At 57.6% G+C, this 25,998-nt stretch carries 26 protein-coding genes; 11 read left to right on the forward strand and 15 right to left on the reverse strand.

What is annotated here, in order from left to right:
- The first annotated feature begins 276 nt into the window (after nt 1-276).
- On the forward strand, nt 277-1,476 hold the full coding sequence (locus ABJN86_RS10875; protein ID WP_348367044.1) for a cyclopropane-fatty-acyl-phospholipid synthase family protein: 1,200 nt from the start codon (nt 277-279) through the stop codon (nt 1,474-1,476).
- 48 nt (nt 1,477-1,524) lie between these two features.
- On the opposite strand, the gene ABJN86_RS10880 is transcribed toward ABJN86_RS10875, so the two are convergent.
- A complete protein-coding gene (locus tag ABJN86_RS10880; protein WP_348367045.1) occupies nt 1,525-2,979 on the reverse strand; it encodes an Ig-like domain-containing protein in 1,455 nt (484 codons plus the stop codon).
- A gap of 102 nt (nt 2,980-3,081) precedes the next feature.
- Between ABJN86_RS10880 and ABJN86_RS10885 the strand changes: the two genes are divergently transcribed.
- From ABJN86_RS10885 to ABJN86_RS10910, 6 genes are all read left to right on the forward strand, one after another.
- On the forward strand, nt 3,082-3,636 hold the full coding sequence (locus ABJN86_RS10885; protein WP_348367047.1) for a TIGR00730 family Rossman fold protein: 555 nt from the start codon (nt 3,082-3,084) through the stop codon (nt 3,634-3,636).
- Nucleotides 3,637-3,768: 132 nt separating this feature from the next.
- On the forward strand, nt 3,769-4,227 hold the full coding sequence (locus ABJN86_RS10890) for a hypothetical protein (RefSeq protein WP_348367049.1): 459 nt from the start codon (nt 3,769-3,771) through the stop codon (nt 4,225-4,227).
- 11 nt (nt 4,228-4,238) lie between these two features.
- Complete coding sequence (locus ABJN86_RS10895) at nt 4,239-4,808, forward strand: hypothetical protein (protein ID WP_348367050.1); 570 nt, start codon at nt 4,239-4,241, stop codon at nt 4,806-4,808.
- Nucleotides 4,805-5,371, forward strand: a complete 567-nt coding sequence (locus tag ABJN86_RS10900) for an SCO family protein (RefSeq protein WP_348367052.1) — start codon at nt 4,805-4,807, stop codon at nt 5,369-5,371. The genes ABJN86_RS10895 and ABJN86_RS10900 overlap by 4 nt, the downstream gene beginning before the upstream one ends.
- A complete protein-coding gene (locus ABJN86_RS10905) occupies nt 5,371-5,838 on the forward strand; it encodes a rhodanese-like domain-containing protein (RefSeq protein WP_348367053.1) in 468 nt (155 codons plus the stop codon). The genes ABJN86_RS10900 and ABJN86_RS10905 overlap by 1 nt, the downstream gene beginning before the upstream one ends.
- A complete protein-coding gene (locus ABJN86_RS10910; RefSeq protein ID WP_348367055.1) occupies nt 5,835-6,641 on the forward strand; it encodes an alpha/beta fold hydrolase in 807 nt (268 codons plus the stop codon). Before ABJN86_RS10905 ends, ABJN86_RS10910 begins: the two co-directional genes overlap by 4 nt.
- Nucleotides 6,642-6,644: 3 nt before the next feature.
- Here the strand turns inward: ABJN86_RS10910 and mdoH are convergent, their stop codons facing one another.
- From mdoH to ABJN86_RS10930, 4 genes are read right to left on the reverse strand one after another with little or no spacing between them, the layout of a single operon-like run.
- On the reverse strand, nt 6,645-8,525 hold the full coding sequence (mdoH, locus tag ABJN86_RS10915; protein ID WP_348367057.1) for a glucans biosynthesis glucosyltransferase MdoH: 1,881 nt from the start codon (nt 8,523-8,525) through the stop codon (nt 6,645-6,647).
- Nucleotides 8,522-10,057 carry a glucan biosynthesis protein G gene (locus tag ABJN86_RS10920; protein WP_348367058.1) on the reverse strand — a complete coding sequence of 512 codons (1,536 nt, stop codon included), beginning with the start codon at nt 10,055-10,057 and terminating at the stop codon, nt 8,522-8,524. The genes mdoH and ABJN86_RS10920 overlap by 4 nt, the downstream gene beginning before the upstream one ends.
- On the reverse strand, nt 10,054-11,370 hold the full coding sequence (locus ABJN86_RS10925; RefSeq protein WP_348367060.1) for an OpgC domain-containing protein: 1,317 nt from the start codon (nt 11,368-11,370) through the stop codon (nt 10,054-10,056). Before ABJN86_RS10925 ends, ABJN86_RS10920 begins: the two co-directional genes overlap by 4 nt.
- Nucleotides 11,371-11,397: 27 nt before the next feature.
- Nucleotides 11,398-12,771 carry a tetratricopeptide repeat protein gene (locus ABJN86_RS10930; protein ID WP_348367062.1) on the reverse strand — a complete coding sequence of 458 codons (1,374 nt, stop codon included), beginning with the start codon at nt 12,769-12,771 and terminating at the stop codon, nt 11,398-11,400.
- A 312-nt stretch (nt 12,772-13,083) separates the two neighbouring features.
- Between ABJN86_RS10930 and ABJN86_RS10935 the strand changes: the two genes are divergently transcribed.
- Nucleotides 13,084-13,242 carry a hypothetical protein gene (locus tag ABJN86_RS10935; protein WP_348367064.1) on the forward strand — a complete coding sequence of 53 codons (159 nt, stop codon included), beginning with the start codon at nt 13,084-13,086 and terminating at the stop codon, nt 13,240-13,242.
- Here ABJN86_RS10935 and ABJN86_RS10940 read toward each other — a convergent pair.
- From ABJN86_RS10940 to ABJN86_RS10980, 9 genes are all read right to left on the reverse strand, one after another.
- Nucleotides 13,229-14,419 (reverse strand): CoA transferase, encoded by a 1,191-nt coding sequence (locus ABJN86_RS10940; protein ID WP_348367065.1) that lies wholly within the window; start codon nt 14,417-14,419, stop codon nt 13,229-13,231. The two genes, ABJN86_RS10935 and ABJN86_RS10940, sit on opposite strands and share 14 nt — an antisense overlap.
- 65 nt (nt 14,420-14,484) lie before the next feature.
- Entirely contained in the window at nt 14,485-16,110 is a 1,626-nt protein-coding gene (locus tag ABJN86_RS10945; RefSeq protein WP_348367067.1) for a thiamine pyrophosphate-binding protein, read from the reverse strand.
- Nucleotides 16,111-16,142: 32 nt separating this feature from the next.
- Nucleotides 16,143-16,604: a DUF302 domain-containing protein gene (locus ABJN86_RS10950; protein WP_348367069.1), complete on the reverse strand. Its 462-nt coding sequence runs from the start codon at nt 16,602-16,604 to the stop codon at nt 16,143-16,145.
- A 181-nt stretch (nt 16,605-16,785) separates the two neighbouring features.
- Nucleotides 16,786-17,385 carry a superoxide dismutase gene (locus tag ABJN86_RS10955; RefSeq protein WP_348367070.1) on the reverse strand — a complete coding sequence of 200 codons (600 nt, stop codon included), beginning with the start codon at nt 17,383-17,385 and terminating at the stop codon, nt 16,786-16,788.
- 100 nt (nt 17,386-17,485) lie between these two features.
- On the reverse strand, nt 17,486-18,046 hold the full coding sequence (locus ABJN86_RS10960) for a sarcosine oxidase subunit gamma family protein (RefSeq protein ID WP_348367071.1): 561 nt from the start codon (nt 18,044-18,046) through the stop codon (nt 17,486-17,488).
- Nucleotides 18,039-21,050, reverse strand: coding sequence for a sarcosine oxidase subunit alpha family protein (locus tag ABJN86_RS10965; protein WP_348367073.1), 3,012 nt, complete (start codon nt 21,048-21,050; stop codon nt 18,039-18,041). Before ABJN86_RS10965 ends, ABJN86_RS10960 begins: the two co-directional genes overlap by 8 nt.
- Before the next feature lie 70 nt (nt 21,051-21,120).
- Nucleotides 21,121-21,459 carry a sarcosine oxidase subunit delta gene (locus ABJN86_RS10970; RefSeq protein WP_348367074.1) on the reverse strand — a complete coding sequence of 113 codons (339 nt, stop codon included), beginning with the start codon at nt 21,457-21,459 and terminating at the stop codon, nt 21,121-21,123.
- Nucleotides 21,460-21,546: 87 nt separating this feature from the next.
- Nucleotides 21,547-21,735 (reverse strand): hypothetical protein, encoded by a 189-nt coding sequence (locus ABJN86_RS10975; protein WP_348367075.1) that lies wholly within the window; start codon nt 21,733-21,735, stop codon nt 21,547-21,549.
- A gap of 147 nt (nt 21,736-21,882) precedes the next feature.
- Nucleotides 21,883-23,127 (reverse strand): sarcosine oxidase subunit beta family protein, encoded by a 1,245-nt coding sequence (locus tag ABJN86_RS10980; protein WP_348367077.1) that lies wholly within the window; start codon nt 23,125-23,127, stop codon nt 21,883-21,885.
- 207 nt (nt 23,128-23,334) lie between these two features.
- Between ABJN86_RS10980 and ruvX the strand changes: the two genes are divergently transcribed.
- Genes ruvX through ABJN86_RS10995 form a run of 3 tightly spaced genes read left to right on the forward strand, consistent with a single transcriptional unit; the run spans nt 23,335 to nt 25,181 of the window.
- Entirely contained in the window at nt 23,335-23,817 is a 483-nt protein-coding gene (gene ruvX, locus ABJN86_RS10985; RefSeq protein ID WP_348367079.1) for a Holliday junction resolvase RuvX, read from the forward strand.
- Entirely contained in the window at nt 23,814-24,041 is a 228-nt protein-coding gene (locus ABJN86_RS10990; RefSeq protein ID WP_348367080.1) for a DUF1289 domain-containing protein, read from the forward strand. Before ruvX ends, ABJN86_RS10990 begins: the two co-directional genes overlap by 4 nt.
- 33 nt (nt 24,042-24,074) lie before the next feature.
- Nucleotides 24,075-25,181: a class I SAM-dependent RNA methyltransferase gene (locus tag ABJN86_RS10995; protein WP_348367082.1), complete on the forward strand. Its 1,107-nt coding sequence runs from the start codon at nt 24,075-24,077 to the stop codon at nt 25,179-25,181.
- 26 nt (nt 25,182-25,207) lie between these two features.
- Here ABJN86_RS10995 and ABJN86_RS11000 read toward each other — a convergent pair whose 3' ends face one another.
- Nucleotides 25,208-25,942, reverse strand: a complete 735-nt coding sequence (locus ABJN86_RS11000; RefSeq protein ID WP_348367083.1) for a sulfotransferase family 2 domain-containing protein — start codon at nt 25,940-25,942, stop codon at nt 25,208-25,210.
- Nucleotides 25,943-25,998: the final 56 nt, after the last annotated feature.

Here is a 25,998-nt window from a genome sequence, read left to right on the forward strand (position 1 = left end):
ACTTAGAGAGCAGCCTGCGGAAGAACCAGTACCCTAAACGCATAAACACCGTTTTCTGGCGCACAATGCGCGCTGGTGGCCCTATCGAGATGGCTATGCCCCAATTTGAAGCGCAATCCCCTGGAAAAACGCCCAAGCTTTCAGCTGCATCACCGCGACCAATCAGCCAGCCATCGTCCCAAACACTGACATAAGTTCACAAACAGATACGAGAGGTTGACCGCTCCTCAATTTGGCGCTCAGCTACGTCTTAGAATGCAACGATAGGACGTGAATATGTGGCGTAATCTTCTCGACAGGTTTCTAACCGAAATGATGGTGGCTGATCGGTTGAGCGTCACCTACCCTGACGGCGACACCTGCGACTATGGACCAGACACTGGCGCCCATGCGCATCTCGTCATCTCTGACCCAGAAATCATGCGTACCCTCATCCTGAACCCCGATCTGGGACTCGGCGAAGGCTACATGGATCAGCGGATAGTGCCAAAAGACTGCACCTTGGACGAGGTGTTGGAGATCATCATTCGCAACCGCTTCATGGGCAGCTTGCCCTCATGGATGCTAACGGCCAACCGCGCGCGGTTTCACCTTCGCCGGTTCATACAACGCAACGCCCCACAAGCTTCGCGCAAAAACGTGGCCCATCACTACGACCTGTCCGACAAGCTTTACGCGATGTTTCTCGACGATGACATGCAGTACTCCTGCGCCTACTTTCGCGAACCCGACATGACGCTGGAACAGGCGCAAGCCGCCAAGAAAGCGCATATTGCCGCCAAGCTGCGGTTGGAGCCAGGAATGCGCGTCCTTGATATCGGCTGCGGCTGGGGCGGCATGGCCCTGACCTTGGCCCGCGATTACGGCTGCGAGGTCACAGGCATTACATTAAGTGAAAACCAACTGGCCACAGCCAAAAGGCGTGCAGAGGCCGAAGGGCTTTCAGGGTCAGCGCAATTCCACCTCGAAGACTATCGGCACACCAAGGGAACATTTGACCGGATCGTATCCGTGGGGATGTTGGAACATGTCGGCGTTCCCAACTTTGACACCTACTTTGGGCGCGTGGCCGAGCTGCTGGACCCTGACGGCGTGGCATTGATCCACTCGATTGGACGATCAGCGCCGCCGATGGCGCATTCCTCTTGGATCAATAAATACATATTTCCAGGCGGCTACGTGCCCTCATTGTCCGAGTTGGCCCCTGCGATGGAACGCTCCGGCCTTTGGCAAACAGACATCGAGGTTTGGCGGCTACATTATGCCAAGACCATTCGGCACTGGCGGGATCGGTTTGAGGCAAATATCGACGAGATCCGCGCCACCTATGACGAGCGGTTCGTTCGCATGTATGAGTACTATCTGACGGTGTGCATCCTCGCATTTGAGCACCAGATGCAAGCGGTCTACCACTTTCAACTGGCCCACAAACGCGACGGCGTCCCGCTGACGCGCGATTACATGACCCAAACCTAATGTCTGGGATGGGGCGATAGAAGCACCGCCCCTCCCCATGCCGCTTATTCAGCCTTCAGGCAACGCGAAGACCTGACCCGGATAGATCAAGTCGGGGTCACGGATCAGGTCACGGTTGGCCTCATAGACCCGCACATATTGCTCACCGGACCCAAAGCGATCACGGGCGATCGCCCAAAGCGTGAAGCCCGGCTGAACAGTGACCGCAGTCGCAGTTTGCGGGTTGGCCGTCGCCACCTCCGGCGCTTCCCGTTGGAACGGTGTCTCCACGCGGCTGGTTACAACACCATCCGCATCGACTTCATCCACGCGCAACCGGTAGACGCCGGCGTCGACGTTCGGCAATGGAGCCTCCCAAGCCCCATCATCCTCGATGCGGCTTGTCTTCACCGGTTGGTCGTTCAAATAGACCCGCACAAAGCCTTGCGAGGCCCCGCGTCCCGCCAGGGCGACATCGCCAATTGCATCATAGGTGATCGTGTCGATCACCACATTCTCCACAACCGGCGCGCCTTCTTCTAGCTGAGGCGCAGAGGGGCGCGGCGCAGGCTGCAACACCGAAACACCAGTGTTGTCTGCTAAAACAACGGCTGGGGCATCGGGGGCGCGTTCGGGCTCAGCCTCGGGTTCAGGCGCGACCTCCGCAGTTTCGACTTCCACCGGTTCGGCTTCAGCCTCGGACACCGGTTCGGCTTCAGCCTCGGAAGCAGATTCTTGATCTGGCGTCGCTTCTACTTCGGGCTCAATCACGGCTTCCGCTACAGCCTCTGGCTCAGGCTCAGGTTCGGGAACCCTAACCGGAGAAATCAAAACCGTCGCTTCAGAGGCAACTTGAGTTCCATCCGCAGCCTCAGCAACGATGGATAATGCGCGCGGGGTGTCAGATGCAGGGAAATCCAGCAAAATGCCAAATTTACCGGACGCGTCGGCCTTCCCACGCGCAATCTCGGAGCCATCGAGCAAGAACACGACATCATGACCTGGCTCAGCGGTTCCTGCGATGACACCGCCGCCATCGGGGGCGACCTGAACGACATCAAACGCCGGAGGTGTCACGGATGGCACATCAGGTGTATCAGGTGTATCAGGTGTATCAGGTTCAGGCGCGACCTCCGCGGTTTCAACCTCCTCCGGTTCGGCTTCGGCTTCGGCTTCGGCTTCGGCTTCGGCTTTGGAAGCTGGTTCTTGATCTGGCACCACTTCAACTTCGGACTCAATCGCGGCTTCCGCTACAGCCTCTGGCTCTGGCTCGGGTTCAGCCACTTGCTCAGCCTCGGCCAATTGCTCAGCCTCAACCACAGCACCCTCATCCACCGCGCCCTCTTGCGGGGATGGCGTCGCAACACCTACCGCGACGCTTTCGTTTGCGGCTTCATTGGCAGCGTCAGGTTCTGGTGCGCCTTGCTGCGTAATCAAATATGTCCCGCCAATTATGACGATAACGGCTGCGGTTCCAGCCGCGGCAGCGGGGCCACTGAGCCCCATTTTAGACCAAATGGCCATGTCTTAGAATTCCTTCTCCCCCAGCCTCGCTAAAAAGGCGTTGTCGCAACGTAGCAGCAGCCATAGAACAAGGCAAAGCCACATATCCGTTAGGAGCTTACAATGTCCTCCACCAAATCCGTCTGCGTCTACTGCGGATCCCGCTTCGGAACAGATCCGGCCTATAAGCAGGCAGCTCTAGACTTAGGGACGTCCTTGGCCAAGAACCATTGGAGACTTGTATACGGTGCCGGCGACGTCGGCTTGATGGGCGCTGTGGCACAAGCGACGCAAGAGGCCGGCGGCGAGACCTTTGGCGTCATCCCCACTCACCTGTTCGAGCGCGAGGTTGGCAAGCGCGACCTCGATACCTTCATCATCACCGAGACGATGCATGAGCGTAAAAAGGTTATGTATATGAATTCCGACGCCATTGTGGTGATGCCAGGCGGTGCGGGCTCGTTGGACGAATTCTACGAGGTCCTGACATGGCGGCAACTTGGACTGCACGACAAACCTATCTACCTGCTGAACACAAACGGCTATTGGGACCCTTTGGTGACGTTAAATACGCATGTCGTGGATCAGGGATTTGCAGACCAAAGTCTGCTTGATTTCGTGACCGTCGCTCCCACCGTCACGGAGCTTACCCAACACTTAAGTGGCGCGTTTCGGTAATCCCATCACTGCTTCATAAATACCTAAATCCCCTGCCCTCCCTCATAATTTGACATCTGAACAAGATGTGATGCCCTCACTTGGTCCATTTTTGCTAGGCTGAGACTAAGGAATCATCACAGGACAGGTCTCATGAAGCTCACCACATTACTCTCGGCGCCGCTGATCGCGTTAGGTTTGGCAGCACCCGCCAGCGCGTCTGAAGGCGAACGCATCCAGATCACCGGCGAAATCATCGACACTTGGTGCTACTTCTCCGGCGTCATGGGTGGGCCAGACGCGGTAACGGGATCTGCACATCACACCTGCGCGCTCTGGTGCTCGGCCGGTGGCATCCCTGTGGGGCTTCTGGGCGAAGACGGTGAGGTCTATATGGTCCTCAAGATCAATGGCGATGACCAAAATGCGTCCGGCAACACCAACCTGAGCCTTGCCTCTCACGAGATCACTGCCGACGGCATGCTCTACAAGCGCGACGGGTTGAACTACCTGGTCGTGGAAGAGGTGATCACAGATCACGGCATCACCAACCTGAACCACGAAGATTATGGCGTCGTGCCAAACTTCGCTGTTCCAAAAGCTGCACGATAGGAGCCGGATAGATGAAACGCATTATTGCAATGGCCCTGATGGCCGCCAGCCCTGCCGCCGCCGCCGACTTCTCTGAAGGCTCCACCGCCAAAAGCTGGAACCTATATGCCGAAAGCCCCGCGTTTTTCGAGGCCAAGGTGGTCGACATAACCTGCGAAATCACCGGCGATTGCGCTGACAACTGCGGAAACGGCCACCGCCAACTTGGCCTGCTGCGCGCCAAGGATGACGTTCTGATCTTCCCGAACAAGAACACCCAAGGCGGCTTCCAAGGCGCGTCGATTGACCTGCTGCCCTACTGCGGGAAAGCCGTCGAGGTGGACGGCCTGTTGATTGAAGACGAAGACATCAAAGGTGCGACAAACATTTACCAAGTCCAAAAGATCCGTGAAGCCGGCGCCGAGGAATGGGTGAAGGCCAATACATGGAGCAAGGATTGGGCGGTAAAGTATCCTGAAGCCAAGGGTAAGGGCCCGTGGTTCCGCCGCGATCCACGGGTTAACGCGATTATCGCGGAATCCGGCTACTTCGGCCTTGGGCTTGAGACCGACGCCGTGGCCATTAAGCAGGCTTACGAATGATGCGTTATGCCCTAGCCGCTCTGGCGACGGCGTTTTGCGTTCCTGCTCTCGCGCAACAATTACCGCTGCCCTTTAACTTGGGCGGCGACTTTGAACTGGTCAATCAGACCGGCGAGCTTCGCACGCAAGCAGACCCCAAAGGGCAGCCACAACTGCTGTTCTTTGGCTACGCAAACTGCCAAGAAATCTGCTCTGCGGTCCTGCCCTTGATGGCGCAGGTCGCCGATGCGGTGGCAGATCAAGGGGTCGCGGTAACGCCGGTCATGATCACCGTCGATCCGGTCCGCGATACGGTCGACACCATTGGCCCTGCGTTGGTTAAGCACCACGAAGATTTCATCGGGCTGACAGGCTCCGCTGAGCAGTTGCAAGTTGCCTATGACGCCTATCAGGTCGAAACCGAAGAGGTCTTCTTTGACCCCGAATATGGCCCCGTCTATTCCCACGGCAGTTTTTTGTACCTGCTGGACGAGAACGGCAAGCTGTTGACCTTGGTGCCCCCGATTGTCTCACCCGAGGTTGCGGCCGAAATCGTCGCTAAATATGCCCTAGGAGAAAGTTAATGGCCAAATTATCCAGACGTAAGTTTCTGACAGGCGGCGCAATCGTTGTCGGCGGCGGCGGCGCACTCTATGCCGCTGGTGGTCAGAACGTCTTTTATTCGATCATCACCGAGGCGTCTGCGGCGACCGCCCTCGATGCACCAACGGCGCACAACCAAGCTGTGGCTGGCGACATCACGTTGATCGACATTCGTCGCCCTGATGAGTGGAAAAAGACCGGGTCTGGTGAAGGTGCACAACGCTTAGATTTGCGTCGCAAGGACTTCACCGACGCATTGCTGAAAATCACCGGCGGCAAAACGGACGTTCCCGTCGCATTGATTTGTGCGCGCGGCGTACGCTCCGCTCGAGTGAGCAATCAGCTGCAAAAAGCGGGCTTCACCAATATCATCGATGTCCCAGAAGGCATGCTTGGCTCCGCAGCCGGCCCTGGTTGGTTGAAACGAGGTTTACCTGTCGTAAAATGAAGTACATTGCCGCTGCGCTTTGCGCTCTGACATCCCCCGCATTGGCTTGCGGGGATGCTGAAACCCCCTGCGAAATTGATCAGGGAAGCTACCACATCAACACCCCAGACAATGCCGAAGGCCCTGTTCCGGCCGTGCTGTTCTTGCATGGCGCTGGCGGCAAAGGCACTGGCATCTTGCGAATGGGTGGCCCAATGCTGGAGCGCGGCTACGCGGTAATTGGTCCCAACGGCATGGATCGGCCCGGCCGGTTTGGCACAGGCTGGTCCTTCCACCCCGACCGCCCACAACAACGAGACGAAATCGAATTCATTCGCGCGGTGATCGATGACGCGGTGGAAAACCACGGCATTGACCGCGACCGCATCCTTCTGGGCGGCTTCTCCATCGGCGGCTCCATGGCGTCCTATCTTGCCTGCGACGCGCCTGATGTGGCCCGTGCCTACGCGCCTGTTGCTGGCAGCTTCTGGCGCCCCCACCCTGCGATGGATTCCTGCGAAGGTCCCGTTGACCTGCTGCACACCCACGGCTGGCGCGACAAAACTGTGCCCCTAGAGGGCCGGCCCTTGCGCAACGGCGTGATCCATCAAGGTGACGTGTTCCAAGGCATGCAAATATGGCGCGAAACCAACAATTGTGCTGGCATGCGCGCGGACACTTTTGAGACGTCCGGCGACTTTTGGCGGCGTAAATGGGAAACCTGCGAGAACGGCAGCCTAGAATTCGTTCTGCACCAAGGTGCGCACGGCATTCCTAAAGGGTGGTCAACGATGGCAATGGATTGGTTCGAGAGCCTCGAGTAGTACCTACTCCGCTGGCATGCTTTCAGCATCTTCCAAAGCCGCGCGCATACGGGAGCGCTCACGCTTGGCGTTGGTAATGATCTCAGGGGCGTTGAACACTTCGGCAGTTCCGAGCTGTCGAGAGGTCCATTTGAACCGCGTGAGCTTCGCCCCGCTGATCAACGACAACGGCACCGCAAAGAGCAAGGATATGGTGATCGGCATCAGCCAAAGCGTGATCAGCCCCTCATAAGCACCCGCCATCAACAACAGGCCAACGGTTGTTTCCACCGCGTGGAACTTCATGACCGTCCAAAACGAGTAGTGGCCCCCTTGTCGCGCTTGCGGGGTCCAGCTTTCCGTATAGCCAATCCAAGTTCGCGCCACGGCGATGCTCTGCTGCACCATCAAAATGGGGGCATAGAGCACCGAGACGATGATCTCAGTCACAAATGATAAAGCAAACTGCGCCGCCCCGCCCAAGTCGCGCAAGGACGGACCTGAACTTAACAGTGCAACCGCCCCCAAGACCTTGGGTGCCAGCAACATCCCATACATGAAAACAAGGATCGCGACGTTGCTAACATGGCTCATTTCCGGCCAAGAAACCTGCGGATTTTCACCGGTGAAGTAGCGGATGACGTTGGCTTCCTCCCCCTTACCGATCAGCGCCCATACTGTCAGAAGCGCGAACCATGCGGGCGACAACAAATACCCCATAGCCCCATGAAACAGATGAAAGCGCGTCACCGGATGAAAGCCCTTAGAGCCCAGAATTTTCAAATGCTGCAAGTTGCCCTGACACCAGCGACGGTCCCGCAGCACATAGTCGATCAAGGTCGCGGGGACCTCCTCGTAGCTGCCTTTGACTTGCGGCACAAACCGCACGCCCCAACCGGCACGACGCAAAAGGCCGGCCTCAACAAAATCATGGCTCAGGATCAGCGCCCCTTTGGAGCGGAAGCCATCCAACCGCGGCAACCCTGCGCAGCTGGCAAATGCAGCCGTGCGGATGATCGCATTGTGGCCCCAGTAGTTGCCATCATGGTCAACCCACCTTGCCAAACCTTCCGCCAAAGCGGCACCGTAAATCGTGTTGGAAAACTGCTGCACACGGCCAAACAATGTCTCCGCACCGAACAGTTGCGGGAAGCTTTGGATCAACCCAGCGGAGGGGTCATGCGCCAATTCGTCCGTCAAGCTGATGATCGCCTTGGCGGACATCAAGCTGTCGGCGTCCAGCACCAACATCGCATCATAGCCCCCACCCCAACGCTCTACCCAATCGGCAAGATTGCCGACCTTTCGATCCGTGTTCTCAAGGCGTCTTCGGTAGTGAATGTGGATGTGATCCGGCAGGTTGTCGCGCAAGTTGGCGAAGGCGCGCAATTCTTGCTCCGCGATCTCGTCGGATCGGGTGTCTGACAGCACAAACAATGTATAGCTGTGTGGGTGATCTGCGCCGTCCAACTGCTCCAACATGGCGTGGGCGTTGCCGAACACATCCCAAGGAACCTCGTTATAAATCGGTGCGACCAAAGCCACGTTCTGGCGCGGCGCGGGCTCATTGGAGCTGACGGCGCGCGGGCGCATCATGTTAAACAAACCCACCGTCACGGTCGAAACTGACAGCGAAATCCAGAAGAATGTGCAGGCAATCAAGGCAATCAAAAGCCCCTCGAAAATAGACAACCCCCCCATAGCGAACCAATCAGTGAAGGCCGCGATCAGCCCTCCGGTTGTGATCAGCGCGGGTAAAAACGTGGCCAGACGCCACATCCGTGTTTTGGGGTTGGAGACCAATTCCGGCGCTGAACCATCAAGGTATTTCGACGACAAATCCTGCACAGGAAACGCCAAAGGTTGCTGCGGCGGCATGAGCGCTATGTTTCCATGAGCGGTCAAGCAGTCCACCTGTACAGCCACACTTCGGTTAGCGACTTCCCGTCTTTGACCAGTTGCACGCGCAGCTCCGCGGAGCCCACATCACCGGGCGTGAACCTGAACGCCAAGCGCACCCCGCCAGTGCCCGGGTTGCGTTGCAACACGCCCTCACTCACCGTGCCACGGTTGGCGCTGATAAAGCGGGTAATGTCGTCTAGGTTTCCGTTGAACACCTCGTGGTCGGCAAAATCAATCGCCATGATCACATAGGCTGTCTTTTTGTCGTAACCTTTACCGATACGGCTGTTGAGAACCCGCGACACAGAGCGCTTATCTTCAGGCTCACCGCCCCATCTCATGTCATAGTTAAAACTATGCTCGGAGCCTGCGGCCATCGGCTCGCGTGGGCGCCAATAGGCCACGATGTTGTCGTAAATTTCCTTGTCAGACGGGATCTCCACCAAGGTGACAGCGCCTTTGCCCCAGCCTTCCTTCGGCATAATCCAAAGCGACGGGCGGTTGTGGTAAAATGCCTCTAGGTCTGCGAAGTCTTCGCCGTGGCGGGCGCGTTGCATCAGACCGAAGCCGCGTGGGTTTTCGTCAACAAAGCTCGACACTTGCAATTCAGCCGGATTGGCCAATGGCCGCCACAGCATCTCTCCCGCGCCGTTCCAGACCAGCAAACCTTCGCTGTCATGCACGGCATCGCGAAAGTCGTCGAAGCGGCTGCGGTTGGTCTGGTCGAACAAAAACATCGATGTCAGTGGCGCAATGCCCACGTGATCCAACTCGGTGCGTGGGTACAGCGTTGCTTCAACCCTTACCTCAGCAGGCAGGCCCGGCGTGATATAGAAGCTGTAGGCCCCAGTGGTCGAGGGGCTATCGAGCAATGCATGCACAATGATTGTTGTGGCGTCGTCCGTCGGGGTTTCGACCCAGAACCTTGTAAACTCGGGGAACTCCTCCCCATCAGCATCAGCCGTATTCAGCGCCAAACCACGCGCAGACAAGCCGTAGTTTTGCCCCGTACCAATAGCGCGAAAATAGCTCGCACCTTGGAAAACCATGAACTCTTCGAATTTCCCAGGCTTGGTCAACTCATGACGCAAACGTAGGCCGGAATAGCCAAGGGCGCGATCATCGGCCCCATCCACCAGCTCTGCGGGGAACTGCTCAAACCGGGTAAACAACGACAGATCGAACCCTAAGGTGCGGGCGCTATCACCCTCGACGATGTTGATTTCAATCGGGCGTGGAAAGTAGAGCCCCGGATGGAAGAAATCCATCTGAAACGCGCGATCTGTGTCGGACCACAATGCCTTGCCAGTATCGAAGACCAACGCTTTGTATTGGTCGTAGCTGAGGTTTTTCCATGACTCGGGCACTTCGGCCATTGGTGCATAGGTCTCTGCGGCCAGCCGTTTGGCCTCTGATTTGAACCAATCGACCGAGAACGGCACGGCCTCGCTTTTGAACACCGGCAATGCAGAGGCAGGACCAGCAATCGCAGCTGCGCCGAGCATCGTTAGAAAGGAGCGGCGAGACAGGCTCATTTAACGGCACCTTTCTTAGGTTTCCAAGGTGCCCCTTTGATCCAGCCTACAAAGTAAGCAACCGTGATCAATGCTCCGACGCCAACAAAGTTAACCAATACTACAGTAGCGGTTTCACGTCCAATCTGGTCCATCACAAAGCCGGAGATGCGTGCGAACACCATAGAGAACACAAAGACTGCAAGGCTTTGCTGCCCTACCCGCATAATGATCTTGACCAGCATGCCCCATGCGTTCGACAGCGCGGAGCCTCCTGATGCGATAAGACGGTGCCCACCGACACCCGCCGCGACCCATGCCAGATAGGCCACCGCCAAGAAGTGCACATAGCGCAGCAACCCGAACGACGATTTATCGATGAACGGCTTATTCGCCACCCGCCATTGAATCACTGGATTGCCGTCGAAGGCTCCGAACCATTCACGGTTGACGGCCCGAATGCCGATGCTCGACAACGGCACATTCGCCAACACAATCACGACGGCCACCGCAATGAGCCACACCTTAACCGGCGGGGCCGGTATCCAGCCGCGCATGAAGGCAAAGCCGGTAAAGAAGACCAATTGCCAGCCAAAAGGGTTGAAGAACCAGTGACGCTCCGACCATGGCTCCGCCGGAAGGCTTAGCCACAGATGTTCCACGCCCATCCAACCTAGCACCCCGCGTTGCGCGAAGAACCAAACGGTGGCAATCACAACCGCCATCAACCACAGGTTAATACGGCTCAGCGCCATGACCGCAGGCATCATCACCAAGATCACCATATACATAGGCAAAATGTCGAAATAGTTCGGCACGTAGCGCAGCGAGAACAGGCCGACCAAATTGTCTGCCGTGGTGGTCACGATGCCCGTAGCGTTGCCAGTGCGCCCCTCAAAGAGCGGCACAAGATTCAGGGAGTTGATGTAGGTTTTCTCAAAAATGCCGAAGCTATCCCACCATGCCATCATCATGGCGATGGTGAAGAACATGCAAATATGCGCCCAATAGACCTGCCAGACGCGGTAGAACACCCGTGCAGTGCCAAGCACCCAACCGGCCCGATCGAATGTCCGCCCAAAGGCAATAGCCGAGGCCATGCCAGAGCAGAACACAAAAATTTCCGTCGCGTCAGAGAACCCCCACCGCGCCGGAATCCAGCTGGTAAAGAAGTTGCCCGGCGTGTGGGCAAACAAGATGATGAACATGGCAATGCCGCGATAGAAGTCCAAGCGCGGATCACGCGTCGTGACCCCAGACGTGCCAGACGCCGCAGGGCTTGCGGCATAGCTTTGTGAGGCCTGCGATAAAGGGGAGGTTGAGTCCATAGTCATATTCTTTGCGCCAGTTCTAATGCGCGCTTATTCCGCAGGGACGCTTGTCACGCAAGAGCTAGCGTCGCGACCTTGCGAAATCAGCGAGAAACGAGCAGCAGCATAGCTGTCTTCCCGCCCTGCCCGCTTGCCCATCCGGTCTTTCAAAATGGTCTCGGCCTCGTCCAAGAAGCCTGCACGAATCCCAGCGTCAATTGTCAGGCGCTCAAACACATCACGTTGGGCGTGCGAGCCGCCAGCGCTTTGCATGGAGTTCCGTGCTCGCGCCAAATTCACGAATGCAGATTTAAAATCTGCCTCGCCAAAGGCTTCCAGTCCAGCGGCCGCATTAAGCCCCGGAGAGGCCATGATCCGATCCATCTGGCTGCGGCAAGACTTGGCATCACGGTGCATGCGCCCCATCAAGGTTGTAATCGCTTGCTTGCGCGACCCGCCGATCAGCGCCAACAAATAGTGCAGGTCGGCAAAGATCAGACAGCCATCCTCGGTTCTGTTGGTTGAGATGTCCGCCAGCTCTTCCCAGCGGTCGCCCACATTCACGCCGTTCAGCTCCAACCTAGACAGCAAGGATGTGGCGTTGGAGATATCGCGGTAATCGTCGGTTTTATCCGCGCGAATTTCCGTATCATAGAGCGCCAGAACTTCTTTGTTCTGCCCCATGTCCAAATGCATCAGGGCTTTGTGCCACCACACGTGGTAGCGGAAGTTGTTGCAATGCGCCCAAGCGGCGTCGCGCCCCTCAAGCCACTTCAATCCACCTTCTGCGTCGCAGGTCATATCATAGACGTGGGCCACGGCATGCAGGCCCCATGCATCGTCAGGACTAACAACCAAACCCATGCGCCCAACAGTCTCGGCACGGGCGTACTCACCTGTCTCCTCCAAGGAAAAGGCGTGGCAGCCCATCAAGTAGCCGCGTCCGGGGTGATCTGGGCCATAGGCGCCCATGACGGCCTCAACAGATGCGCGCATGCCTTCGCCGTCCCCTAGGACGAACCGGATTGCATGGCTTAACTTCATCGCCAACGTATCGGCGGGATGCACCGCTAGAATATCTTCCAGATGCCGAATAGCTTGGGTTAGTGTACCTTCATAAAAAGCCTTCAAGGCGTTTATAAAAGATTGCTCACGGGCTGTAACCGCATTGGACAGCGCTGCGGCTTCTGCCAGCCCCAGTGCTTCGCGCGCGGTGTCGGTCAGTTCGCGACGCCCTAGCAGAAGGTAGAACATCCCCTTCACTGCGTGGCCCAAGGCAAAGTTTGGGTCAAGCGTCAGCGTTTCGCCCAAATGGGTGGGCGTTGAGGCACCATGCGACATGAACGCCATCAGCGTATTGTTCCACGCCCCAAGTGCGTCACGGGAGTTGATGGTGGTGTCTTGCCCGAATACGTCTTGATACATGCGGATACCTTCTTTGATTCTGCCACGCGGGAATTTACCCGTAGCTTCCGTGATAGCGATTAGATGCCACCCGTAAACGGTTCCATCCACACAATAACGCATACGTGAGCGCACGTGGGTCATAGGTGAACAGAAAAGCATCATTCAAGGGGAAAATAGGCGAAATCTCGCTATATTACGGTAGGTTAATTAACCACTTGATTCATGATCCCTAAGTATACACTACGCTCTCATCACGAAAACCCGCATGGATCGAAGAGCCATCTTTTTTCGGCGAAACTTAGCTCAAAAATACAGGGATATTTCAGCAACATGTTTGGCCCATGGACACTCACCGCCATAAGCGCAGGCTACCTTTTGTGGTACGGCTGGCGCGTCTTCGTCAAAGACAAAGGAAGCTTAGGCGGTTTGGGCCTGAGCTTGGCGACGGTTGCTATTCTCGAGATATTTATGTCGCTTATTGATCTTTAGACTGGCGCATTAGCCATCCCAATACGGCCTCTGTGTCTTCGCCAAAATGCGGGGGTGGGCGTCGATAGGTCACTGGCGTCTTCGACAGCTTCAATGGGTTCCCGATCAACGTCACCGCATCATTCGCGACATCATCACGCGACATCTCAATCTTCATCTCGCGGGCCTTCACCTGATCCGAGGCAAACATCTGCCCTAACGTATTCACCGGCCCTACAGGCACTTTACGCGCCTCCAACCCGTCAACGATCTCTTGCGTTGTGCGTTCAACCATCAGACCTTCGATGATCTTCAGCAATTTAACACGGTTGGTGATCCGCGCGGGATTGGTTGCGAAATCGGGGTTCTGCGCCAAATCAGGGCGACCAAGGAACTCGCAGAACCGCTCATACTGACTGTCATTGCCCACCGCGATCAGCACATGGCCGTCCGCGGTCTCAACCGTTTGGTAAGGTACGATCGTCGCATGCTCGTTGCCTTGACGCTTGCGCTCTTGTCCAGTGGTTAGATACGCCACCCCTTCATTGATCGTCCAAGCGATGGAGCTGTCGACCAAAGCCAAATCCACATGCTGCCCCTCGCCCGTCGCATCGCGATGCTTTAACGCGGCCAAAATCCCGACGGTTGCATACATGCCGCACATCACGTCCGCGATGCCCACGGCCACCTTCATCGGGCGCCCTTCAGGCTCTCCTGTTAGGGACATAATGCCGCCAAACCCTTGCGCCATCAGATCATACCCCGGCTTGTCGCGGTTCGGCCCCGTTTGGCCATATCCCGTGATCGAGCAGTAGACCAAATGAGGATGCGCTTTTAGCAGGCTGTCATGATCAAGCCCGTACTTCTTCAACCCATCCGGCTTGAAATTTTCAACAACAACATCGGCTTGCGCTGCCAGCTCATGAATGGTCGCCTGCCCTTCCGGCGTAGAGATGTCTATCCCCACAGACAGTTTGTTGCGGTTAGCGCACATAAAATATGCCGACAAATCTGTGCGCGCGCCATCGGCATCCTCGGCAAACGGAGGTCCCCATTTGCGCGTGTCATCCCCGTCAGAGCTGGGGTTTTCGATCTTCCAAACCTCAGCCCCTAAGTCACCCAATAGCTGCGAACAGGTCGGTCCTGCCAAAATCCGGCTCAGGTCCAAAACCTTCACCCCGTCCAATGCACCTGCCATAGGATCCCTCATCATTGCTTCACAAATACCTCCGCCGGAGGCATTAAAATCTAAATTCTTCGGTCCTAAATGCGCCCGTCATAGGCCTTTCGGTCAATCACTGCTGCGATCACAGTAAACGTGTCGGCCCTTTGCGCCGCCGTCAACGCGGCACGCAACTCCGCGCGCGTCGTCACGGTGTGCCCCTGCCCGCCAAACGCCTGACCGATTGCCGCAAAGTCGTGATCCATAAAATCCACGCCCGCATTTTTCATCTGTCGTTGGCGTTGCTTCAACTCAATCAACGCCAAGGAGCGGTCAACAAACACGACAAAAATTGTGTTCAGCCCATGCTCCTTCGCCGTGGACCACTCGCCCGCGACCATCAGCGCGCCTGCGTCGCCTGAAAAGCTAACCACCGTGCGCTCAGGCGAGGCATATTTGGCCCCCATCGCCAAAGGCATGGCGCAGCCCATCGTGCATAGGGCGGATGATTGCAACAAACTGCGCGCACTGCCACATGTCCACATCTGGGACAGCAAAATCCGATGCGCGCCACTGTCCACCGTGGCAACAGTATCCGCAGGCAGCATATCACGACACTCAGAGATCACCGCTGCAGGACCCCATTCGTCATCTGTCGGGAATGCCTTCCCAAGTGCGGCTTTCACCGCCTCCACTTCACCATCCACCCAACTGCTCCGCGCCACACCTTGCGCCACACCTTGCACCGTCAAGGCCTGCAAAGCCGCGCCTGTGTCACAGATAAAGCTCAAGCCTGCTTGATGCATGTAGTGGTGGTTCGGCTCTGACGTGATGTCTATCACCCGTACCTCATCAGGGCACCAAACTTCGCGCCAGCCCGGGCGCATCTCAATCGGGTCGTAGCCTACGCAAATGATCAAATCAGCTTGGCGCACCAACGGCAAAAGATGCTTGTCCGCCAAGGGCGACAGCCCCGCGCCACCAAGAGACAACTCGTGGGCCTCAGGTATCACGCCCTTGGCTTTGTAGGTCGTAATTACCGGCGCGCCATAGGTCTGCGCGAAATGCAGAAGTGCGCCTTCACTTTCGTCGTAAATAACGTCCAATCCCGCGATGATAACTGGCCGCTCCGCCGCCTCAAGCCAACTCTGCGCCAATGCCAGATCTCCGTCCGAAGGTGCTGTTTTGCTAGCTGGCACACGGCGGCGCAGCTTGGGTGCGGCCATGGTATCAGCAACCGAAATCGGCACGTCAATATGCACCGGCCCGCCGCGACCTTCGCAGGCAATCCCCACAGCCTTATCCGCCACAATATCCGCGCCCTCGGCGGTGAGGGTAAACGTGGCCTTAGTAATTTCATCAAACACACGGCGATGATCCAAAACTTGATGCGTGTAGGTCAAAGCCTCATCTGGGTCGACGCAACCGGTCAGAACAATCATCGGCACACGCTCTTGATGCGCGTTGGCGACCGAATTTATCCCGTTCATCGCCCCGGGCCCAACAGTTGCGACCAAGATAGCTGGCGCACCATTCATGTGGTGCACGCCTTCCGCCATGAAGCCCGCGGCGTTCTCATGTTTGCACAAAACAAACTCGATCCCTGCCTTCTCCAACGCATCTACAATCGTCAGAACTTCACCACCCGGCATACCAAAGGCATGACGGCATCCGGCCTCATAAAGCCGCTCGGCAAGTAAGTCGGCGGCGCGTTTTGGGCTCGTCATAAATGTCTCCTTGAGGCGTAGTTAAGCTGCTATCAACCAGCGGCCGCGTCGGCAATGGCTTTGAACACCACGTCCAATTCTTGCGCGGCCACGCCCAAATCAGGACCGGCTTCTTCCATATAGGGTGCAAAGACAAAGGAGGGTGTTTTGTAGCTCAAAGTCGCACCGGCGTCGGTTTCGGTCACATAAATGCGGATCGGTGCTTCAATCATCGCCGCGGTAGACAGCCCCAAAACGCGCACAGCATAGACGTTGTTAAATACGCCAATCACTCGGTTGCCCGGAATGGTGATCCCACGGCTCCGTGCAGCCCCCGTTGGACCTGCTTGCGTCACCACGCCCATCTTGTTCGCTTTCACGGAGGCCTTAACGTCACTCACCAGCTGATCATAGGACTTTGACGTCTCCACCACGACCCAGCCTTCGCGGGCAACAACATCCGCCTGCACAACTCCAGCCCACAGGCTCAAAACAGCACTCAACAAAACGCGCATGGTCAATCTCCATTTGGTTACAAATACTCAAAAAACTCATGCCAGAGACCAACCCACTCCACCAATCACGTCTTCGCCAACATTTGCAACAAAGCCAAAGGGCCTCCAAGCGTCAGCTTGTAGGCCCTTTTAAATCATCACGCGCGCAGGCATCGCCTGCGCACATTGAGATCACGTTCACTTACATGCGCGAGGCGACGTTTTCCCAGTTCACCAGGTTGTCCAGGAAGTTGGTCAGGTACACAGGGCGTTTGTTGCGGAAGTCGATGTAGTAGGAGTGCTCCCAGACGTCACAGCCCAGCAATGCAGTTTGACCAAAGCACAGCGGGTTCACGCCGTTCTCGGTCTTCGTCACTTTCAAGCCGCCGTCTGTGTCTTTCACCAACCAGCACCAGCCGGAGCCGAATTGACCAGCACCCGCAGCGGAGAATTGCTTGTTGAACTCTTCAACGGAACCAAAGCTGTCTTTCAACGCCGCTTCCAGCTCGGATGGCATGGAGGATTTACCCGGGCTCATCATTTCCCAAAACTGGTTGTGGTTCCACAGCTGGGAGATGTTGTTGAAGATGCCATTTTGCGCAACGGACGAAGCATCATATGTGCCGGTGATGATCTCTTCGAGGGATTTGCCCTCCCACTCGGTGCCCGCGATGGCGGCGTTGCCATTGGTCACATAGGCGTTATGGTGCAGGTCGTGGTGGTATTCCAACGTCTCTTTAGACATGCCGTTGTCGGCCAATGCGTCATGAGCGTACGGAAGAGCTGGAAGTTCAAAAGCCATTATGTGGGCCCCCTTTTGGACGTGAGAAATCTATGCGCCATAAGTGAGCGCACAGCGGCTCGGGGTCAAGGCTGCATTGAAAACTATGTCACATCATCCCTCAGTGCTTAAAGAAATCCACCTCGGATCCAGAGCTTGCCGACATGCTCAGCACATCGAACACATATTGCGCCTCCGAGCGGAAGCAAATCAACTCGAAACGCGTCTCACCCCGCGCCCAGAACGCCACTGCGGCCTGCGCCAATCGGGTGCGGCGGAACATGCCGATGGTGAAAACCTCCTGCGACAGATCAACTGGCGATAGCTTGGCGAGCACCTCGCGCGCACCCTCACCTTCAATGGCGAAAACAGCACGGGCGTCGGAGACGTTGACCGCCAGGGCGTGCTCTGCGGCCAGTGCCTGTGCGATGTTTGAGGTGACCTTAACCGCCTCCTCATAGGGCAACATAATGAGCAACTCATCCGGTGACATCCATGCGACATCGCCATTGCACATGCGTGGCGCGGGGACATCCGCGCCGACGGCGGCCTTCACCGCACCCGCGACCTTGGCCGAGGACAAATCCCCACGCAGCGTGATCATACCGCGCAATCCCATCTCTGTGACCGTGGCAAAACCTACTGAAGATACGCCCTTCAAGACGCTGACTGCATTAGACATTTTGCTTCTCCCCTTCGGCATCATAGAATACTGGGCTGACGATTTTGGCATGTTTGCTGGTCCCATCAAGCATCGGGAATTCGACCAGCTCGCCCATGCGCGCCGGCCCGTTCAGGATCAGCCCCATCGCGATGCCCTTGTTCAGCGTTGGCGAATGGTAGGTGGAGGTCACCCGCCCTTGTGTGTTGCGCTGCCCGTTGGCGTTCTCGCCCTCGGCCACCGCGTAGGCCCCATCCGGCAGGGTTGAGCCATCGGTGGTCTCCAAGCCCACCAATTGCCAACGGTTCGGGTCGGTCATGTGGATACGCTGCTGTGCGCGCTTACCTAAGTAGTCGTCCTTCTTCTTGGACAAGGCCCAGTTCAGGCCAAGGTCTTGCGGGATGATGGTGCCATCCGTCTCGTCCCCGATCATGATAAAGCCCTTCTCGGCCCGCAGGATGTGCAGCGCCTCGGTGCCATAAGCGGTGGCGTCAAACTCCGCCCCTGCCTCGTGTAGCGCATCCCAGAAGGCGCGGGTTTGGCTGGCGGGCACGGCGATCTCGTAGGACAGCTCCCCCGAGAAGGAAATACGGAAGACCCGCGCGTCAAATTCGCCGATCTTGCCCTCCTTCCACTCCATAAAGCCAAGCGCGTCTTTGGAGACATCCATGCCGCCCAACTTCTCCAACACCTTGCGCGCATTGGGGCCAACCACGGCGATTTGGCCGTATTGCTCGGTGGCGTTGACGGTGTAGACCTTCCAGTCCCACCATTCGGTTTGCAGCCACTCCTCCATATGCCCGTGGATGCGCGACGCCCCGCCGGTGGTGGTGTGGCAAAGCCATGTGTCGTCATCAATCCGCGCCACAACGCCGTCATCTGTGAGGAAGCCGTTTTCCGTGCACATTAACCCGTAACGGCATTTGCCCGGCTTCAGGTTGGACATCATGTTGGTGTACATCATGTCGAGGAACTTGCCCGCATCAGGCCCCTTCACGATGATCTTTCCAAGGGTCGAGGCATCCAACAGCCCAAGGCTGTTGCGCACGGCCAAGACCTCGCGGTGGACCGCTTGCTCAACGCTCTCATCGCCACGCAGGTAGCAATAGGCGCGGCGCCAATGGCCTACGGGTTCCCACTCGGCGCCGTTGTCTTCGCCCCATGCATGCAGCGGGGTTTTGTTGATCGGCTGGAACAACTCGCCTGAGGCCTCGCCACCGATAGAGCCCATGGAAATGGGCGTGTAAGGCGGGCGGAAGGTCGTTGTGCCAACCGCTGGGATTGGGGAGTTTAAACTATCAGCAAGGATCGCGAGCCCGTTGATATTGCTCAACTTCCCCTGATCCGTCGCCATGCCGATGGTGGTGTAGCGCTTGGCGTGCTCGACGCTCTCGTAGCCCTCTTGGGCTGCGAGCTGTACGTCTGAAACCTTCACGTCGTTCTGATAATCCAGCCACATTTTGGAGCGCAACTTGTAGCCCGCCCCTTGCGGCATTTTCCAAACCGGCATCAGGGGGGCCATCGCGTCATCAGTGGCATTTGGTGCGGCGGTGCGCTTGGGCAAGCTCCCGAGCTTTGTGATGACCTCATTCGTGCGCTTCACGGCGTTGCTCAGGCATGCGCCTGTGCTCAATTCGCCGTCCGCGGTGCCGACGACTGACACGAAGCCAGTCCCATCTGCGCCCAGAGGAGGCCGCTCATGATCTGGCCTGAAGTGCGCTTGTGCGTCGTCCCAGACCAGCTTGCCGCCGCAATGGGACCACAGATGCACCACCGGCGACCAGCCGCCTGACATGGCGACCGCGTCACATTCAATGGTCTCAAGCGTGCTCCCCTCGCCCGCGTGGTCGCAGATTTCCACGGCCGTGACGCGCTTGGAGCCTTTGACCTTGGCGATGGCTTTGCCGGTCTCGACCCGAATGCCCAGCGCACGCGCCTCATCCGCCAAAGCGCCGCCGCCTTGCGGACGGGCATCTAGGATGACGGGGACGTCTAGGCCCGCTTGCTTCACCGTGATGGCAGTGCGGTAGGCATCATCATTGTTGGTAACCACCACCGTGCGGTCCCCAGCGCTGACGCCGAAGTTGGTGGCATAATCGCGAACGGCCGAGGCCAGCATCACGCCCGGAATATCGTTGCCGGCGAAGGCCAACGGGCGCTCTATTGCGCCAGTAGCGGTGATGATTTGCCCAGCGCGAATGCGCCACAGGCGGTGACGCGGCAGGTCTTGGGTCGGGGCGTGATCGGTAAGGCGCTCATACGCCAGCGCATAGCCGTGGTCATATATCCCAGCGCCCATTGTGCGTGCGCGGATGGAGACATTGTCCATACCCTCAAGTGCTTGCAGCGTGTTGGTGATCCAGTCTTCCGCTGGAATGCCGTCAATTTGAACCCCATCGACTGGCGCACGTCCGCCCCAATGGGCGGTTTGCTCCACCAATAGAACTTTCAACCCAGCCTCGCCCGCAGACTTGGCCGCCTGAAGCCCCGCGATGCCGCCACCGGTGATGAGGACATCAACAAAGGCGTAGAAATGCTCGTAGCGATCCGCGTCGCGCTCTTTTGGGGCCTTACCCAAACCGGCCGCGCGGCGAATGAGCGGCTCGAAGACATGCTTCCATGCGGGAGCCGGAGCCATGAAGGTTTTATAGTAGAAACCAGCGGGCATCATCCGAGAGGCGTAGTTGTTGAGCACGCCCACGTCGAATTCCAGCGACGGCCAGTGGTTTTGGCTTTCCGCCGTGAGACCCTCGAACAGCTCGGTGGTCGTGACGCGGGCGTTGGGCTCGAACTGACCCCCTTGGCCGAGGTTCACCAAACCATTGGGCTCTTCCGCCCCCGAGGCCACCACCCCACGCGGGCGGTGATACTTGAACGAGCGCCCCATGAGCATTTGGTCATTGGCCAGCAACGCGGAAGCGAGCGTGTCGCCCTCAAAGCCTTTGAGGGTCTTGCCATTGAACTGGAAGGTGACCTGCTTGGATTTATTCAGCAAGCGGCCGCCTGAGGATAGTCTTGTGCTCATGTATTCAGGCCTTGGTCTGCGCGGATGGGTTGGACCCTCCGGGGGAGGTATTTAGGAAGCAATGATAAGCTCATGACGTGCCCAGCCAATCTTCATAGCGCCAATTGGGGTGTTTGGCCGTTATGGCGTCTAGAATGACTTTGGGTGGCTCGGTGGTTTGCGCGGAGTAAGTGCCGTAGACTTCGAGCGTTGTTGTGCTACGCGCCGCATGGAACCACTTGCCGCATCCGTTTGCGTGGCGCCACCGCTCCAAATGAACCCCGCGCGGGTTTGCGCGGGTGAAAAGGTATTGCTCGAAGGCATCATCGTCCGAGCCTACGGTTTCGCGCGTCACATGGGCTTGCCCGCCTGCCTGCAGTTCAGTCTCTTCAGCCTTCACGCCGCAATAAGGGCATTCTAGGATCAGCATGGGGCATTCCTTTGGTCAAACGCAAAAAGAGCGGGCGCCATAAAAGACACCCGCTCAGCTTTATGGGAGGAGATTGTATTGGTCGTGTTAGCGATCGTCCTCAGCAGGCACGACGATAGGCGCATCAAGGGGTTCTGGGACGGCCATTGTAGCGCCCTCATCAACTGTGCCGGAGCTAAGCATAGCCAGCACGATGACAAACAGGCCGATGAGAACAACAACGACCACGAGGCCCGTTGTACTGAGACCTTCGTTTTGAGTGGTATAGTCAGACATGGTAGTACCTCCTTTGGTGAGGCCTTCATGTTGACGGAACCCTCATACGGTTCAACATAGGTTGATTTACCCACTGGAGTTCGGCGAGTGCTGGCCGAAATGCGGGCCCAGCTTGCGCCAGTTTGTGCTGAGAGTGCCGTATTCATACTAGTGCGCCACCCCTGCGGCGACGCTTTCGTCGATGAAGCGGCCCTCTTTGAAGCGGTCCAGCCCGAACTCGGCCGTGAGGGGGGAATGGCCAGTCGCCACCAATTCGGCCATGGCCCAACCAGATCCCGGGATCGCCTTAAAGCCCCCCGTCCCCCAGCCCGCATTAATGAAGCAGTTGCCAAGCGGCGTTTTGGACAGGATGGGAGAGCGGTCGCCTGTGACATCTACAATCCCCCCCCACTGGCGCAGCATCTTGAGGCGCGACAAGATCGGGAAGGTCTCATTGAGCGCGCGCACCGTTTCCTCCACATGGTGGAAGGAGCCGCGTTGGGTGTAGTTGTTATGGCTGTCCGTGCCGCCGCCTATGACCATCTCGCCCTTATCGGATTGGGAGAGGTAGCCATGCACGGTATTGGCCATGACCACGATGTCCATGCACGGCTTGATCGGCTCGGACACCAGCGCTTGCAGGGCCACGGATTCAATGGGCAGCCGGAAGCCCGCCATTTCGGCCAGATGACTAGAGTTGCCCGCGACCACGATGCAAAGCTTGTCGCAGTCGATCTCGCCCTTGGTGGTTGTCACACCTTTGACCTCGCCCCCGTCTCGTCGGACGCCCGTGACCTCACATTGCTGGATGATGTCCATCCCCATGTCAGAGCACGCCCTCGCATAGCCCCATGCCACAGCATCATGGCGCGCGGTGCCGCCGCGTTCCTGCCACAGCCCCCCCATGACGGGATAGCGTGGGCCATCGATATTCATGATCGGGCAAATTTCCTTGACCTTTTGAGGGCCGATGAATTCCGTCTTCACCCCTTGCAGCGCATTGGCATAGGCCGTGCGTTGGTAGCCGCGCACCTCGTGGTGGGTTTGGGCCAGCATCAGCACCCCGCGCGGGGAGAACATGACGTTGTAGTTTAAATCCTGCGACATGGTCTCATAGAGGGAGCGCGCCTTCTCATAGATCGCCGCCGACGGGTCTTGCAGGTAGTTGGAGCGAATGATCGTGGTGTTGCGCCCTGTGTTGCCGCCCCCAAGCCAGCCCTTCTCGATGACCGCCACATCGGTGATGCCGTGGTTCTTGCCAAGGTGGTAAGCCGTCGCCAGCCCGTGCCCACCTGCCCCGATCACGATGACTTTGTACTTCTTCTTAGGCGTAGGCGAGCGCCACGCGCGTTCCCAGCCCGCATGAAAGCGAGCGGCCTCGCGGGCGATGGCAAAGGCGGAATAGCGTTTCATAGCGAATGGTCCCTTTGGGCGGCAGTATTGCCTTCTGTTTTGCGACAGGTTGGCGTGCAGCGTCCCGTCGGTTTCGGCATATCTTGGCCTAGTTGCGACACGCAAGCAAAAGGGTGTGTGAAAAGCGCAGGCCAAACGGTGGACTTTATGGTGCCTCTCCCCCTATCTGTGGCTAGGAAACAGGCAGGCTGCACAGGCAATATCCACATGGGCGAGATTTTCGACGATATCACCGAGTTTGTAAGCGCCCTGCCCCCTATGCAGCCGGTTGTCGGGCTGGATCTTGGGACAGTGACATTGGGTGTGGCGGTGTCTGACAGCTTTATGTCCGTGGCCACCCCCCTAGAGACCATCAAGCGCAAGAAGTTTGGCGTTGATGCGGCGGCCCTGCTGGCAATCATGGAAAAACGCGCCATTGCCGGCATTGTGCTGGGGCTGCCGTTGAACATGGACGGCTCCGAGGGGCCGCGTGTGCAATCCACCCGTGCCTTTGCCCGCAACCTGTCACGCCTGACCGACGCGCCGATCACCTTTTGGGACGAGCGCCTATCCACCGTCGCCGCCGAGCGGGCCTTACTGGAGGCGGATACATCACGAAAACGTCGCTCAGAGGTTATTGATCACGTCGCCGCAGGGTTTATCTTGCAAGGAGCACTGGACCGCATCCGGCATATAAAGGCAAACTCATGAGCGACGACATCTGGAAACGCGACGAGGTGCAAAGCCCATGCATCAACATATGCGTCGTCCACCCGGCCGAGCGCATCTGCACCGGCTGCCTGCGTAGCATTGAGGAAATCGGGGCTTGGGGGCGCATGTCCAATGAGGAACGCGCAGAATTGCTAGAAGAACTCCCTTCACGCGCGAGCCGCTTGAAGAAACGCCGTGGCGGGCGAAAATCGCGTATAGGCTAGCGCCCGCGCGCAACTGCCCCTATGGACGGGGCCATGACTGATACACCTTTAGAGATATTCGCCGTTGCCCCCCCGGGCTTAGAGCCTGCCTTGCTGCCGGAGTTCCGCGCCTTGGGCTATAAGGACGCCCGTTATGGTCCTGGTGGCGTCACCATGTTGGGCAGTTGGGCAGATGTCTGGCGGCTTAATCTGGAGCTGCGCGGGGCCACCAAGATTTTGGCCCGCATCGGCTCCTTCCGCACCATGAGCCTTGCGGGGCTGGACCACCGCGCCGATGAATTCCCTTGGGATGAGACCTTCTATTCTGGCACCACCGTACGGGTGGAGGCCACATGCAAGCGCTCCAAAATCTACCACGCAGGTGCCGCGATTGAGCGGGTGGAGCGTGCGCTGAAGAAACACGGGATGAAGCCTGCGGCAGACGGCGAGGTCACCCTTAAGGTCCGCATCGAGCAAAACATCGTCACCCTCAGCGTCGACACCTCTGGCGAGAGCCTGCACAAGCGCGGCCACAAGGAAGCGGTTGGCAAGGCGCCCATACGCGAAAACATGGCAGCCCTTTTCTTGCAGCAAGCGGGCTATGACGGGGCCGAGCCGGTGCTGGACCCTATGTGTGGCTCTGGCACATTCATCATTGAGGCCGCCGAGATTGCGCAAAACTTGCAGGCAGGCCGCTCGCGCAGCTTTGCGTTTGAGGTTTTGGCAAGCTTCGACGAGCAAGACTACAAGGCGCTACACCGCTCCGTCAGTGTGGTTAAGGGCCCTGCCCGCTTATATGGCTCTGACCGTGATCAAGGCGCTATCAAAGGAGCCACCTCGAACGCGGCGCGCGCGGGGATTTCAGCTTTGTGCGATTTCCAGTGCAAACCCTTGGCGGAACTTACTCGCCCCGACGGGCCTGCGGGGCTGATCATCGTGAACCCCCCTTATGGCGGACGCATCGGCGACAAGAAGCAGCTGTTCGCACTGTACGGGACCATGGGCAAGGTTCTGAAGGAACGCTTCAAAGGCTGGCGGGTGGCTTTTGTCACCTCCGAGCCTGGGCTGGCGAAGGCCACGGGCCTGCCGCTATCGCAAGGGCCTGCCGTTCCTCATGGGGGCTTGAAGGTGTGGCTCTTTCAAACCCCGCCGCTGAAGTAGCCGCTGATTGCTTTTACGGACAACACCTACGCGCGAATAGAGGTTGATCCTGCTCGATCCCGAGCATCTTCTGACAACGCATCACACAGTGCGATGTCGTCTGACAGAATGTCGTGCAGCATATCGCTGTATTTTTCGAAGGTGTCGCGGGCCGCGTCCTGACGGGGACTTACATTTTGGGATTCAGTCCGCAGGTCAGGAACACCCAATGCGTCAACTAGTACTGTGTAGTCTTGGTCGAATTGTTCCGTTCGTCCGATAAAATCAATGTTTCGCCGAGCGCTTTCGATGGTCACATCTAAGGGTGCGTTCGTAAATGGGCGCATATAATCAAACTGCTTGTTCATCTCACCCGTGTTTTTGCAATAACTTTCGAACGATGGGTAGCTTGCAACAAATGCATCACGCCCCTTATGACGCGGCGATGAACTGTAAAGGTAATCTGATATTGTTCGCTTGATCGGATCGCGCAGGAATGTCACCAGCGAGACTTGAGGCCGTAAAGCTCCGAGAACGGGTGCAATATCACGATATCTAAAATGCCCATTCATGACCTGAAAACCTGGCGAAAGAAGTTCGGGTAGACGTTGTTCGGCATGTCGTGCGAGGCCCTCAAAGTAGGGCAAGTTGGCAATAGGGAAATCAATACTTATTGTGCCCTTATCGTTCCCATGGATGGCGCCTCTTGCCCACGATAGGTTGGCCTGCAATGACGAACCGGCCGTCTTGGGAATATGGATGACAATGACTTTGTTGTACATGCGCGGGCATTTCCAAATAGCGATGTGGTTGACCGTAGCGTGCTGATGATCATCTG

The sequence above is a fragment of the Litoreibacter sp. genome (assembly GCF_039974535.1).
Taxonomy (GTDB): Bacteria; Pseudomonadota; Alphaproteobacteria; order Rhodobacterales; family Rhodobacteraceae; genus Litoreibacter.

Coding starts and splice junctions, on each gene's coding strand:
- ABJN86_RS10875 (WP_348367044.1), top strand. CDS start 277: ATGTGGCGTAATCTTCTCGACAGGTTTCTAACCGAAATGATGGTGGCT.
- ABJN86_RS10880 (WP_348367045.1), bottom strand. CDS start 2,979: ATGGCCATTTGGTCTAAAATGGGGCTCAGTGGCCCCGCTGCCGCGGCT.
- ABJN86_RS10885 (WP_348367047.1), top strand. CDS start 3,082: ATGTCCTCCACCAAATCCGTCTGCGTCTACTGCGGATCCCGCTTCGGA.
- ABJN86_RS10890 (WP_348367049.1), top strand. CDS start 3,769: ATGAAGCTCACCACATTACTCTCGGCGCCGCTGATCGCGTTAGGTTTG.
- ABJN86_RS10895 (WP_348367050.1), top strand. CDS start 4,239: ATGAAACGCATTATTGCAATGGCCCTGATGGCCGCCAGCCCTGCCGCC.
- ABJN86_RS10900 (WP_348367052.1), top strand. CDS start 4,805: ATGATGCGTTATGCCCTAGCCGCTCTGGCGACGGCGTTTTGCGTTCCT.
- ABJN86_RS10905 (WP_348367053.1), top strand. CDS start 5,371: ATGGCCAAATTATCCAGACGTAAGTTTCTGACAGGCGGCGCAATCGTT.
- ABJN86_RS10910 (WP_348367055.1), top strand. CDS start 5,835: ATGAAGTACATTGCCGCTGCGCTTTGCGCTCTGACATCCCCCGCATTG.
- ABJN86_RS10920 (WP_348367058.1), bottom strand. CDS start 10,057: ATGAGCCTGTCTCGCCGCTCCTTTCTAACGATGCTCGGCGCAGCTGCG.
- ABJN86_RS10925 (WP_348367060.1), bottom strand. CDS start 11,370: ATGACTATGGACTCAACCTCCCCTTTATCGCAGGCCTCACAAAGCTAT.
- ABJN86_RS10930 (WP_348367062.1), bottom strand. CDS start 12,771: ATGTATCAAGACGTATTCGGGCAAGACACCACCATCAACTCCCGTGAC.
- ABJN86_RS10935 (WP_348367064.1), top strand. CDS start 13,084: ATGTTTGGCCCATGGACACTCACCGCCATAAGCGCAGGCTACCTTTTG.
- ABJN86_RS10940 (WP_348367065.1), bottom strand. CDS start 14,419: ATGGCAGGTGCATTGGACGGGGTGAAGGTTTTGGACCTGAGCCGGATT.
- ABJN86_RS10945 (WP_348367067.1), bottom strand. CDS start 16,110: ATGACGAGCCCAAAACGCGCCGCCGACTTACTTGCCGAGCGGCTTTAT.
- ABJN86_RS10950 (WP_348367069.1), bottom strand. CDS start 16,604: ATGCGCGTTTTGTTGAGTGCTGTTTTGAGCCTGTGGGCTGGAGTTGTG.
- ABJN86_RS10955 (WP_348367070.1), bottom strand. CDS start 17,385: ATGGCTTTTGAACTTCCAGCTCTTCCGTACGCTCATGACGCATTGGCC.
- ABJN86_RS10960 (WP_348367071.1), bottom strand. CDS start 18,046: ATGTCTAATGCAGTCAGCGTCTTGAAGGGCGTATCTTCAGTAGGTTTT.
- ABJN86_RS10965 (WP_348367073.1), bottom strand. CDS start 21,050: ATGAGCACAAGACTATCCTCAGGCGGCCGCTTGCTGAATAAATCCAAG.
- ABJN86_RS10970 (WP_348367074.1), bottom strand. CDS start 21,459: ATGCTGATCCTAGAATGCCCTTATTGCGGCGTGAAGGCTGAAGAGACT.
- ABJN86_RS10975 (WP_348367075.1), bottom strand. CDS start 21,735: ATGTCTGACTATACCACTCAAAACGAAGGTCTCAGTACAACGGGCCTC.
- ABJN86_RS10980 (WP_348367077.1), bottom strand. CDS start 23,127: ATGAAACGCTATTCCGCCTTTGCCATCGCCCGCGAGGCCGCTCGCTTT.
- ruvX (WP_348367079.1), top strand. CDS start 23,335: ATGGGCGAGATTTTCGACGATATCACCGAGTTTGTAAGCGCCCTGCCC.
- ABJN86_RS10990 (WP_348367080.1), top strand. CDS start 23,814: ATGAGCGACGACATCTGGAAACGCGACGAGGTGCAAAGCCCATGCATC.
- ABJN86_RS10995 (WP_348367082.1), top strand. CDS start 24,075: ATGACTGATACACCTTTAGAGATATTCGCCGTTGCCCCCCCGGGCTTA.
- ABJN86_RS11000 (WP_348367083.1), bottom strand. CDS start 25,942: ATGTACAACAAAGTCATTGTCATCCATATTCCCAAGACGGCCGGTTCG.